The sequence below is a fragment of the Streptomyces sp. NPDC002888 genome, from assembly GCF_042888465.1.
Taxonomy (GTDB): Bacteria; Actinomycetota; Actinomycetes; order Streptomycetales; family Streptomycetaceae; genus Streptomyces.
This window is the reverse complement of sequence record NZ_JBIAPU010000031.1, coordinates 17147-29498: the sequence shown is the minus strand read 5'-3', so window position 1 is coordinate 29498 and position 12352 is coordinate 17147. Positions and strand designations below refer to the sequence as shown.

At 70.2% G+C, this 12352-nt stretch carries 9 protein-coding genes; 8 read left to right on the top strand and 1 reads right to left on the bottom strand.

What is annotated here, in order from left to right; genetic code table 11:
* The first annotated feature begins 153 nt into the window (after positions 1-153).
* From ACFYWX_RS37580 to ACFYWX_RS37545, 8 genes are all read left to right on the top strand, one after another.
* Positions 154-831: a FadR/GntR family transcriptional regulator gene (locus ACFYWX_RS37580; RefSeq protein WP_389429513.1), complete on the top strand. Its 678-nt coding sequence runs from the start codon at positions 154-156 to the stop codon at positions 829-831.
* Positions 828-2267 carry an amino acid permease gene (locus ACFYWX_RS37575; protein WP_389429378.1) on the top strand — a complete coding sequence of 480 codons (1440 nt, stop codon included), beginning with the start codon at positions 828-830 and terminating at the stop codon, positions 2265-2267. The genes ACFYWX_RS37580 and ACFYWX_RS37575 overlap by 4 nt, the downstream gene beginning before the upstream one ends.
* A 42-nt stretch (positions 2268-2309) precedes the next feature.
* On the top strand, positions 2310-3326 hold the full coding sequence (locus ACFYWX_RS37570; protein ID WP_389429377.1) for an asparaginase: 1017 nt from the start codon (positions 2310-2312) through the stop codon (positions 3324-3326).
* Between the two features lie 87 nt (positions 3327-3413).
* The gene (gene aspA / locus ACFYWX_RS37565) at positions 3414-4829 is read left to right on the top strand and encodes an aspartate ammonia-lyase (protein WP_389429375.1); all 1416 of its coding nucleotides are present in this window, start codon (positions 3414-3416) and stop codon (positions 4827-4829) included.
* 323 nt (positions 4830-5152) lie between these two features.
* Positions 5153-6181 carry a UDP-glucuronic acid decarboxylase family protein gene (locus tag ACFYWX_RS37560; RefSeq protein WP_389429373.1) on the top strand — a complete coding sequence of 343 codons (1029 nt, stop codon included), beginning with the start codon at positions 5153-5155 and terminating at the stop codon, positions 6179-6181.
* Positions 6178-8049, top strand: a complete 1872-nt coding sequence (locus tag ACFYWX_RS37555) for a glycosyltransferase (protein ID WP_389429371.1) — start codon at positions 6178-6180, stop codon at positions 8047-8049. The genes ACFYWX_RS37560 and ACFYWX_RS37555 overlap by 4 nt, the downstream gene beginning before the upstream one ends.
* A gap of 42 nt (positions 8050-8091) precedes the next feature.
* The gene (gene galE, locus ACFYWX_RS37550; protein ID WP_389429369.1) at positions 8092-9114 is read left to right on the top strand and encodes a UDP-glucose 4-epimerase GalE; all 1023 of its coding nucleotides are present in this window, start codon (positions 8092-8094) and stop codon (positions 9112-9114) included.
* Between the two features lie 38 nt (positions 9115-9152).
* Complete coding sequence (locus tag ACFYWX_RS37545; RefSeq protein WP_389429367.1) at positions 9153-10580, top strand: UDP-glucose dehydrogenase family protein; 1428 nt, start codon at positions 9153-9155, stop codon at positions 10578-10580.
* Here the strand turns inward: ACFYWX_RS37545 and ACFYWX_RS37540 are convergent.
* Positions 10514-12265, bottom strand: a complete 1752-nt coding sequence (locus ACFYWX_RS37540; protein WP_389429365.1) for a right-handed parallel beta-helix repeat-containing protein — start codon at positions 12263-12265, stop codon at positions 10514-10516. The genes ACFYWX_RS37545 and ACFYWX_RS37540 overlap by 67 nt on opposite strands.
* Between the last annotated feature and the right edge of the window lie 87 nt (positions 12266-12352).

Sequence of the window (12352 nt, the reverse complement as noted above, 5' to 3'; positions counted from 1 at the left end):
GGCGGCGGGCGTGAAGTCTGGTTTCAGGCTTCGCGCCCGCTGAATCTCTCCATTCGTCGCCCTTGACACCACCCTCGGGTCACCCGGAGTATCTCTCCCGTGAACCTGTCAGACAGCCAGACAGCCGGTCGGGTCCCGCGGCGCATCAGCGCCATGGAAGCGGTGCTCACCCATCTTCGCGGCGCCATCGAGCGCGGCGACTACACGATCGGCGACAAGCTCCCCTCCGAGGCGGAGCTCTGCCGCACCCTCGAGGTGTCCCGGCCCGTACTGCGGGAGGCCCTGCGCGCCCTGCAGACCATGGGTCTGACGGTCTCCAGGACCGGCAAGGGCACCTTCGTCGTCGCGAGTGCCGTCGAGGATCCCACCTTCGGCGACTACGCGGCCAGCGACCTGCTGGAGGTGCGCCGCCACGTCGAGATCCCGGTCGCCGGGTACGCGGCGCGGCGTCGCACCCCGGAGAACCTGGATCACCTGGCTCATCTCCTCGACCGCATGGAGCGGGAGACGGACACCACCGCGTGGGTCGCGATGGACACCCTCTTCCACCTCGCCGTGGCCGAGGCCGCCCAGAACCCGGTCTTCCGCCGGGTCATCGAGGAGATCCGCGACGCACTGGCGCGTCAGTCGGCCTTCCTCAACGAGCTGGGCGGACGGCGCGAGCAGTCCAACCGCGAGCACCGGGCCATCGTCGAGGCCCTGATGGACGGTTCCGAACACGACGCGGTGGAGGCCATGTCCCACCACCTCGACCGCGTCGAGACAACCCTCACCGACATCGTGCGCTCCCCGCGCACGGACACCCCCACGGAAGGCGGAACCGAGGCGTGAGCGAGCAGTTCCTCAAAGACGAGACGCGCCCATCCTCCCCTCACGTCGACGCCGGCGACGCGGGCTACAGCAAGTCCCTGAAGTCCCGGCACGTCAACATGATCGCCATCGGCGGAGCCATCGGCACCGGCCTCTTCCTCGGCGCGGGCGGCCGGCTCGCCGACGCCGGGCCCTCCCTGTTCATCGCCTACGCGGTCTGCGGCGTCTTCGCCTTCCTGGTCGTGCGCGCCCTGGGCGAACTCGTCCTGTACCGGCCCTCCTCCGGCGCCTTCGTGTCGTACGCTCGTGAGTTCCTCGGCGAGAAGGGCGCCTACACGGCCGGCTGGATGTACTTCCTCAACTGGGCCACCACCGGCATCGCCGACATCACCGCGGTCGCCACTTACACCCACTACTGGGGCATGTTCTCCGACATCCCGCAGTGGGTGATCGCGCTGATCGCCCTGGCCGTCGTCCTCACCGTGAACCTGATCTCGGTGAAGATCTTCGGCGAACTGGAGTTCTGGTTCGCCATCGTCAAGGTCAGTGCGCTGGTCGTGTTCATGTGTATCGGCATCTACCTGCTGGTCACCCAGCACCCCGTCGACGGCGCCACCCCCGGCCCCTCCCTGATCACCGACAACGGCGGCGTCTTTCCCAACGGCCTGCTGCCCATGCTGCTGATCATCCAGGGCGTCGTCTTCGCCTACGCCTCCGTCGAACTCGTCGGCGTCGCCGCCGGCGAGACCGAGAACCCCGAGAAGATCATGCCGAAGGCGATCAACTCGATCATGTGGCGCGTGGGACTGTTCTACGTCGGTTCGGTCGTCCTGCTGTCGATGCTGCTGCCCTGGAACAAGTACACGTCCGGCGAGAGCCCCTTCGTCACCGTCCTGTCCAACGTCGGCATCCCCGCCGCGGGCGGCGTGATGAACCTCGTCGTGCTCACCGCGGCCATGTCCTCGCTCAACTCCGGCCTGTACTCCACCGGCCGCATCCTGCGCTCCATGGCGATGTCCGGCTCCGCCCCGAAGTTCACCTCGGTCATGAGCCGCAGTCAGGTCCCGTACGGCGGCATCCTGCTGACCAGCGGCATCTGCGTTCTCGGTGTCGGCCTCAACTTCGTCGTGCCCGCCGACGCCTTCGAGATCGTGCTCAACTTCGCGGCGATCGGTATCCTTGCCACCTGGGGCATGATCATGATCTGTCACCTGCTCTTCTGGCAGAAGACCCAGAAGGGCGAGCTGACCCGCCCCGGCTACCGACTGCCGGGATCCCCCTGGACCGAACTCGTGACGCTGGCGTTCCTCGCCACCGTCCTGGTCCTCATGTACGCCGACGGCGGCGCCGGACGCACCACCGTGCTGTGCCTGCCGCTGATCGTCGCAGCGCTGGTCGCGGGCTGGTACGCCGTCCGTGCCCGCGTGGCGCGCACCTCGACCAAGGCCGGCGCCTGACCCCGGCGCCGGCCGACGCCCACCACCAGTGAACAGGCAGTGATGTACAGCAGTTCCCTCGCCGACGCACCCGCCGTCCGTGAACCCCTCCACGCTCCCGTCGCCCACCTCGTACGCGGTGGGGTGATCGAGGGCATCCACTACGGTTCCGTCGTCGTCCTCGGCGCCGACGGCGAGATCCGGTTCCAACTGGGCGATGTCGAGGTCGCCTCCTACCCGCGCTCGGCGCTCAAGCCTGTCCAGGCCGTCGCCATGGTGCGGGCGGGGCTGCCGCTCGACGGGGAACTGCTGTCACTCGCTGCCGCCAGCCACTCCGGTGAGGAACGCCACCTCGCCGGCACCCGACGCATCCTCGAACTCGCCGACGTCACCGAGGACGACCTGCGCAACGTCCCCGACCTGCCGTACGACCCGGTCGTCAGGGACGCCTGGGTCCGCGAGGGCCGCCTGCCCTCGCGGCTCGCCCAGAACTGCTCCGGCAAGCACGCGGCGATGCTGTACACCTGCAAGCTCAACGGCTGGTCCCTGGAGGACTATCTCGACCCCGCCCACCCGCTCCAGCGGGCCATCGCGGAGATCGTCGAGGATCTCACCGGACAGCACATCGCCCGCGTGACCGTCGACGGCTGCGGCGCGCCCTTGTTCTCCGTCTCCCTGCACGGCCTCGCCCGGGCCGCCGCCCGCATCACCACCGCCCCGCCCGGCACCCCCGAGGCGCGGGTCGCGGACGCGATGCGCGAGCACGCCGAGATGGCGTCCGGCTCCGGCCGCGACGTCGCCGCGCTGATGCGGGCAGTGCCCGGGCTCCTCGCCAAGGACGGCTTCGAGGGTGTGGAGGTCGCCGCGCTGCCCGACGGCCGGGCCGTCGCCGTGAAGATCGCCGACGGGGCGAACCGGGCCCGCATACCCGTCACCGCCGCCGCCCTCGCCCGGGCCGGGGTCGACCCGAACCTGCTCGGCGAGTTCGCGGGGGAGCCGCTGCTCGGCGGCGGCGAACCGGTCGGCAGCGTCCGGCCGGTACGCGCGCTCGACCCGGTCAGCGCCGTCACCTACGCCTGACCCACCATCTCGTAAACCCACAAAGAACGTCTCGTAGACCCACAAAGAACGTCTCGTAGAACCTCAAAGAAGAGGACTCGCTCACCCATGACCGCCGCCGCCACCCGAAGCGAACACGACCTGCTCGGGGACCGCGACGTCCCCGCCGAGGCCTACTGGGGCGTCCACACCCTGCGCGCCACGGAGAACTTCCCCATCACGGGCACCCCGATCTCCGCGTACCCGCACCTGATCGACGCCCTCGCCGCCGTCAAGGAGGCCGCCGCCCTCGCCAACGAGGAGCTCGGTCTGCTGGAGCCCCGCAAGGCCGCCGCGATCGTCGAGGCCTGCCGTGAGATACGCGACGGCAAGTTGCACGACCAGTTCGTCGTCGACGTCGTCCAGGGCGGCGCCGGCACCTCGACCAACATGAACGCCAACGAGGTCGTCGCCAACCGGGCGCTGGAACTGCTGGGCCACGACAAGGGCCAGTACCAGTTCCTGCACCCCAACGAGGACGTCAACCTCGGCCAGTCCACCAACGACGTCTACCCGACCGCGGTCAAGATCGCGACGGTGTTCGCGGTGCACGGACTGCTCAAGGCGATGTCGGTCCTGCAGGACGCCTTCGCCCGCAAGGCCGTCGAGTTCCGCGATGTGCTCAAGATGGGCCGCACACAGTTGCAGGACGCGGTGCCGATGACGCTCGGTCAGGAGTTCTCCGCGTATGCCGTCATGATCGACGAGGACCGCAGCCGTCTTGACGAGGCCGTCGAGTTGATCCATGAGATCAACCTGGGTGCCACGGCGATCGGCACGGGCCTCAACGCTCCGGCCGGATACGCGGAGTCGGCCCGCCGTCACCTCGCTGCGATCACCGGGCTGCCTCTCGTGACCGCCGCGAACCTGGTCGAGGCCACGCAGGACTGCGGCGCGTTCGTGCAGATGTCGGGCGTCCTCAAGCGGATCGCCGTCAAGCTCTCCAAGAGCTGCAACGACCTGCGTCTGCTGTCCTCCGGGCCGCGCGCGGGACTCGGTGAGATCAACCTGCCGCCCGTGCAGGCCGGTTCGTCCATCATGCCCGGCAAGGTCAACCCGGTGATCCCCGAGGTCGTCAACCAGGTCGCCTTCGAGGTCATCGGCAACGACGTCACCATCACCATGGCCGCCGAGGCGGGACAGCTCCAGCTCAACGCCTTCGAGCCGATCATCCTGCACTCCCTGTCGGAGTCGGTCACCCATCTGCGCGCCGCGTGCCTGACCCTCGCCGAGCGCTGCGTGGACGGGATCACCGCCAACACCGAGGCGCTGCGCGCGAGCGTGGAGAACTCCATCGGCCTGGTGACCGCCCTCAACCCGCACATCGGGTACACGGCCGCCACCGACATCGCCAAGGAGGCCCTCGCCACCGGCCGGGGCGTCGCGGAACTCGTCCTGGAGAAGGGCCTGCTGCCGGCCGAGCGCCTCGCGGACCTGCTGCGCCCGGAGGTGCTCGCGGGCAGCGGTCCCGTGCGGGCGATCTGAGGGAACGGCACCCCGCGTGACGCGGTGATCCGGCGCGGCGCCGGGCCGACACGCGGGGTGCCGTCACCCCCAGGGATGAAGCGTCATGGAAGCGACGAGGCCGTCGCAGCCGAGCAACGGCGGGATGGTGGTACGCGGCATTCCCCGGGTGGTACCGGCTGATCGGCGCAGCCCGTCTCGCCATTCTCCAGAAAGTGCTATCAACGCTCATATGCTGAATTCACGGTCTTCGAAAAAAGGCCGTCTCCTGTCCTGGTGAACGACTCCTCTACACCCTGCGCCGGGCGGAGCGATGGAATCCTTCGGTGAATCCAGGAGAATTCATGCGTGTGGCCGTGACAGGTGGCGGCGGCTTTCTCGGCTCGCATCTGTGCGAAGCACTTCTGCGGCGCGGCGACGAAGTCGTGTGCCTCGACGACTTCTCGACCGGCGATCCCGCCAACATCGCCCCCTTTCTCGGAGATCCGGCCTTCGAACTTGTCCGCGGTGACGTCAGCCGGTCGGTCGAGGTAAGGGGCACCGTCGACGCGGTGGCCCACCTGGCCAGCCCCGCCTCGCCCCCCGACTACCTCGCCCGTCCGCTGGAGACGCTCGCCGTGGGCAGTCGCGGCACGGAGAACGCGCTGCGCCTCGCCACGCGCCACGACGCCCGCTTCGTCCTCGCCTCCACGAGCGAGGTGTACGGAGACCCCGAAGTGCACCCTCAGGACGAGACGTACTGGGGCCATGTGAATCCCGTCGGCCCGCGCTCCGTCTACGACGAGGCGAAAAGGTTCTCCGAGGCGCTGACCCAGGCCTACCGGACGAACCGCGGAACGAACACCGGAATCATGCGGATCTTCAACACGTATGGTCCGCGTATGCGTCCGCACGACGGCCGGGTCGTCTCCAGCTTCGTCGTCCAGGCACTCGCCGGAGAACCACTGACCGTCTACGGCGACGGAAAGCAGACCCGCAGTTTCTGCTACGTCGACGACCTGGTGCGCGGAGTCGTCGCCATGCTCGACCACGACGAACCCGGACCGGTGAATCTCGGAAATCCCGTCGAACTGACCGTTCTGCAACTCGCCGAATATGTCCTGAACCTGACGGGATCGCAGGCCGAGGTCCAGTTCCACTCGCTGCCCGTCGACGATCCCACCCGCCGCCGACCGGTGATCACCCGGGCCTCGGAACGTCTGGGATGGAGCCCCGAGGTCGACATCGAGGACGGTCTGCGCCGCACCGTGGAGTGGTTCGCCGCCCGTCCCCTCGACATCGCCGCCGCGCTCTCGGCGATCCGGGGCGGACAACAGGACGGCGTCGTCACCGCCGAGCCCTGCCCGGTCGGCGCGACCCCGGCCGCGTCGTGACCCAGACGTACCACGGCCGCGCGCGCGGCACCGCCCTCTACGGCCGCCGGCGGCTGCCGGCCACCGACGACGCGATGCTGAGGACCCACCTGTGGGCCCTCTCGGCGGGCAACGTCGTCGACATGCCGGCCGACGGACCGGTCTTCGGCAAGCCGCGCAGAGCTCTCACGCTCCGCCCCGCGTCCTGGATTCCCCGCCTCGGACGCCTTGACCGGACGATGGTGTCCCTGCTCGCGGTGTGCTGGTGGGCCGCCCTCGTCGTCTTCTGGGAGTGGTGGCTGCGCCCGGAGCACCGGATCGGCTGGGCGGGCTTCGCGGTGAACAGCGCGCTCCTGCTGTACCTGTCCGTGCTGCCGCTGTACTTCGTCGTCGTGATGGTGCGGCTGCGCACCTTCGACCCCGCCGTCGAGGTGCCCGGACTGCGCACCGCTTTGGTGGTGACCCGGGCCCCGTCCGAGCCCTGGGCCGTCGCCCGCACGACCCTCGTCGCGATGCTGCGCCAGGACTTCCCGCACCCCTACGACGTGTGGCTGTGCGACGAGGACCCCACCCCGGAGATCCTGGACTGGTGCGAGACCAACGCCGTCAGAGTCTCCTGCCGACGCGGCATCCCCTCGTACCACCGTGACGCCTGGCCCCGTCGAACCCGGTGCAAGGAGGGCAACCTCGCGCACTTCTACGACCACTGGGGCTACAGCGACTACGACGTCGTCGCCCAGCTCGACGTCGACCACGTCCCCCACCCCCGCTACCTGACGGAAGTGGTCCGGCCGTTCGCCGATCCGGCCGTCGGCTATGTCGCCGCCCCCAGCGTGTGCGACGCCAACGCCCGCACGTCGTGGTCGGCCCGCGGACGGCTGCACCGCGAGGCCACCTTCCACGGACCGATGCAGCTGGGCCACTCCGACGGTCTGGCACCGCTGTGCATCGGCTCCCACTACGCCGTACGGACCCGCGCCCTCCAGGACATCGGCGGGCTCGGCCCCGAACTCGCCGAGGACTTCTCGACGACGTTCCTGCTGAACTCGGCGGGCTGGCACGGGGCGTTCGCCATCGACGCGGAGGCGCACGGCGACGGCCCCCTCACCTTCGCCGCCATGGTGACGCAGGAGTTCCAGTGGTCGCGGAGCCTGGTGTTCATGCTCCTTGGCATGCTCCCCAAGCATCTGCGCCGCATGCCCGGCCGGCTGCGGGTCCGCTTCGCGTTCGCCCTCGCGTACTACCCGCTGCTCGCGCTGACCACCACCGCCGGCCTGCTGCTGCCACCGATCGCCGCGGTCACCGGACACCCGTGGATCAACGTCAACTACGGCGCCTTCCTGCTGCACTTCTGGGCCATGTCGTTCTTCCTGGTCCTGCTCACCCTGCTGCTGCGCCGACGCGGACTGCTGCGGCCCGTCGACGCCCCGCTGCTGAGCTGGGAGGGCTGGCTGTTCGGGCTGACCCGCTGGCCCTACGTGGCCTGGGGAGCCTGGGCCGCGCTGGTGCAACGCGTGCGGCCGAGGAAGGTCGTCTTCAAGGTGACGCCCAAGGTCCGAAACGGCATGGAGCCGCTGCCGCTGCGCCTGATGCTCCCGTACCTCCTGATCACCGTCGTCCTGTCCGGCGCGGCCGTGGTCGGCGAGCTCACCGGCCCCGCCGTCGGCTATGTGTTCCTGTGCCTGCTCGGCTCCCTCGCCTACGCGCTGGTCACCCTCGCCGTCGGTGTCCTGCACATCTGGGAGACCGCGAGGTCGGCGGGCGCCGGCGTGCACCGCGCGCTGCGCACCGCCGCCCTGCCGCTGACCGCGGGCCTCGTCGCCCTCGTACCGCTGGCCTGGGCGCTGCTGCTGTTCCCCACGTACCTGCGCGGGTTCCTCACGGGCTGACGCCACGTACCCGCCACCCTTCTCCGACAAAACGAGGTCCCGATGCCCAAAACGGTCCTGGTGACCGGCGGCGCCGGTTTCATCGGCAGCCACACCTGCGTCGAACTGCTCGCCCACGGTCACGAAGTCGTCGTCGTCGACAACCACGTCAACAGCTCCCCGCGCGCCCTGGACCGCATCGCCAAGACCGCGGGACGACCCCTGACCGCCGCCTACGAGGTCGACGTGCGAGACCGCCAGGCCCTCGCCCAGGTGTTCGCCTCCCACCAGGTGGACGCGGTCATCCACTTCGCGGCCCACAAGGCGGTCGGCGAGTCGGTGGCGCTGCCGGCCGAGTACTACGACACCAACGTCGGCGGCACCTGCGCCGTGCTGTCCGCGATGCGCGACCACGGCGTCCACCGGCTGGTCTTCTCCTCGTCCTGCTCCGTCTACGGCGACGCGCGGACCGTTCCCCTGACCGAGCTGAGCCCCGTCGCGCCCACCAACCCCTACGCCCACACCAAGCTGATGTGCGAGCGGATCCTGCAGGACGTCTGCGCCCACCTCACGGACATGAAGGTGCTCGCACTGCGCTACTTCAACCCGGTCGGAGCCCACCCCGGCGGCCTGCTCGGCGAGGACCCTCAGCAAGTCCCCGGAAACGTCATGCCGTACGTCGCCCAGGTCGCCGTCGGCCGACGCGAGAAGCTCAGCGTCTTCGGCGACGACTACCCCACGCCCGACGGCACCGGAGTCCGGGACTACATCCACGTCATGGACGTCGCCGAGGGACACCGGGTGGCCGTCGAGCACCTCGACGACCGCGCCGGCATGCGGGTGTTCAACCTCGGCACGGGCACCGGCACCTCGGTGCTCGAACTGGTCGCCGCCTTCGGCGAGGCGAGCGGCCGGGACATCCCCTACCAGGTCGTCGACCGCAGACCCGGCGACGTCGCCGAACTCGTCGCCGACGCGAGCGCCGTGGCCGCGGCCTGGGACTGGACCACCACGCGCGACCTCGCCGCCATGTGCCGTGACGCCTGGCGGTTCCAGGAACTCAACCCCCACGGCTACGCCCGCTGATCCCGTCGACGTCGGCGCCCCAAGACAGGAGAACCTCGATGCGGTTGACCGTCATCGGTACGGGCTACCTCGGAGCCGTACACGCCGCGTGCATGGCGGACATCGGACACGACGTCCTCGGTGTCGACACCGACACCAGGAAGATCGAGGCACTCGCCGAAGGCCGGGCCCCGTTCTTCGAACCCGGCCTGCCGGAACTCCTCACCAGGCACACCCGCAAGGGGCGGCTTGGTTTCACCACCTCACTCCAGGATGCGGCCGACTTCGCCGACCTGCACTTCGTGTGCGTCGGCACTCCGCAGCGCCCCGACTCCCTCGCCGCCGACCTGCGTCACGTCGAGGCGGTCGTCGACGGCCTGGCACCGCTGCTCACCCGCGACAGCCTCATCGTCGGCAAATCGACCGTGCCGGTGGGTACCACCCGCGCGCTGAGCCGCAGGGTCGCGGCGCGACTGCGCCCCGGCGTCGACGCCGAGGTCGCCTGGAACCCGGAGTTCCTGCGCGAGGGCTACGCCGTCCAGGACACCCTGCGCCCCGACCGGCTCGTCGTGGGCGTCACCTCACCCCACGCCGACCAACGGCTGCGCGCTGTCTACGATTCGATGCTGAGCGCCGGTGTCGCCTACGTCAGCACCGACCCCGCCACCGCGGAACTGGTGAAGGTCGCCGCCAACTCCTTCCTGGCCACCAAGATCTCCTTCATCAACGCCATGGCGGAGATCTGTGACGCCGCCGGCGCCGACGTGGTCACCCTCGCCGACGCCCTCGGCCACGACGTGCGCATCGGGCGCCGGTTCCTCTCCGCCGGCCTCGGGTTCGGCGGCGGCTGTCTGCCCAAGGACATCCGCGCGTTCCTCGCCCGGGCCGAGGAACTCCAGGTCGGGGAGGCGGTGTCCTTCCTGCGCCAGGTCGACCGGATCAACTGCCGCCAGCGCCGGCGGACCGTCGACCTCGCCCGTCACCTGCTGGGCGGCACGTTCGCAGGGCGGCGGGTCGCGGTGCTCGGCGCCACCTTCAAGCCCGGCAGCGACGACGTGCGCGACTCACCGGCGCTCGCCGTCACCGCGGAGATCGTCGCCGAGGGCGCCGACGTCTTCGTCCACGACCCCGAGGGCCTCGACAACGCGCGGGCCGCGCTGTCCGGGCCGAGGTACTGCATGGACGTCATGGAGGCGTGCCGGGACGCCGACGCGGTGCTGCACCTGACCGAGTGGCGCGAGTACCGCGACCTCGACCCGGTGAAGCTGTCGGAGGTGGTCCGGGCACCGCGCCTGCTCGACGCGCGCAACGCCCTGGACCCGGCGGCCTGGCGGGCGGCCGGCTGGCACGTCCGCGCCCTGGGACGTCCCGCGCACGTGCCGCCGCCCGGCCAGGGCGACGCCTTGCGGGTGACGATTCCTCAGGCCGCCGGACCCACCTGCACGGCCCCCACACCGGGTGACCCGCTCAGCGGCGCCCCGAAGTAGTCCACCGGCCCCGGATTCACGCCCAGGGTCCGCAGGTTCACCGCGGCACCGGTCAGCGTGCGCGTGCACCGGGAGGCCAGTGCGCCGCGCGTCGGACCGGTGCCGTACAGGTTCGGACCGGCCGCGGGCAGCGGGACCTGGGCGAGGCAGGGGTCGACATCGGTGCCGGTGGCCCGCGGGCCCAGCGTCTCCTGCCCCGTATCCTGGCGCCAGGCGGCCAGGTCGGTGTACCAGCGGTCGCCCCACTCCAGGCTCCATTCCTGCCCACTGTGGTAGTCATTGCCCTGCAGCAGCACGGCCGACGCGGCGAACGCGTTCTGCGACGCCACCACTGGCGGGCCGTCCGTCTCGAACACGTTGTTGCGTACGGTCACGGAGCCGAGGCTCTGCTGGAGCCGCAGCGCGGGCGCGCGGACGGGACCGTTGGCCGTGGTCAGCACCGTGTTGTGGTAGATCGCGAGGTCGGTGACCCGCGCCCCGAACGCGACGATGCCGCCGTAGTCCTGGAGCTTGCGGCTGTCGTTGTGGCTGATGTTGTACCGGATCGTGTTGCCCGTGTGGGCCGCGTTCGCGACGGCGGAGTAGGCGAGGAAGCCCGCCCCGTCGTTGCCGTAGGCCAGGTTGTACTGCATCACCGAGTGGGACACGTTGTTGTCCAGGCCGAACCCGCCGCCGTCCACCTGGGAGCCGGTGTGGTTGCCGTACGAGACGTTCTTCTCGAACGTCATCCGGGTCGAGTCGTACGTCCAGATGCCCTCGGGCCCCTCCATGGCACCCGGCGAGGAGAACTCCCCGTTGTCGTGGGCCACGGACCGCTCCACCAGGCCGCTCCGGACGCTGCCCAGGACGATGCCGCTGCCGGTGTTGCGGTCGGATGCCCGGGGGTCACCGATGTTCTCGTACGTCGTCACCTTCGACACCGTCATGTTCTCGTGCGCGTAGGCGGGCGCGTCCGCGTCGAAGGCGGGGCCGTCCGCCACGAGCCCCGCGTCCTGGTTGGTGTGCAGCGCGCTGTCGCTGATCACCACGTCCCGGAAGCCGGACGCCTCGGCGCCGCCGTGCAGCCGGATGCCGTTGCGGAAGCCCTTCACCTCGACACCCGAGACCCGGACGTACGGCAGTTTCCGGTTGCCGGGCAGATCGCTGACGAATGCGATGCCGTCCCGCAACCGGTAGGCCGCGGAGTCGCCGACGATGATCAGATCGCGGATGGCGATGCCGCTCGTGTTGTGCACCTCGATCGCGCGCGTGCCGCTCGCGCGGATCACCGCCCGGCCCTTCCCGTAGGACTCGATGACGACGGGCTTTCGGGCGTTCCCGGCGTCCCCCTGGCCGATGCTCAGCGTGCCCCGGAACTGCGCGCCGCCCCGCAGCCGCAGCCGGTCGCCCGGCTTGAACCGCAGGGCGTCGGCACGCCGCAGCGTGCGCCAGGCGGTCTGCGGGGTCCGGCCGTTGTCACTGTCGTCACCCTGCGGACTGAGATAGAAGTCCCGTCCGCCCTGTGCGTTCTCCCGCAGGGGGACGTGCGGGGTGGGCATGCTGCATCCGGCCAGCAGCACCGCCGCAACGCACATGCCCACCGCGGCGGTTCGCCGCGGCAGACCTGCGAACGCCTCGGCCCTGCTCCTGTCGTCTCGCCGCACCGACTCGGTGGCTGTGGTGCGTTCGTTCCGCTGGCGCAACATCGCTCCTGTCTGCTCGATGACCGGACGGGCCCCGGTGCACGGAGACCGCGGACCTTCACCCTGACGTGTGGGCCCGCGACCGACGGG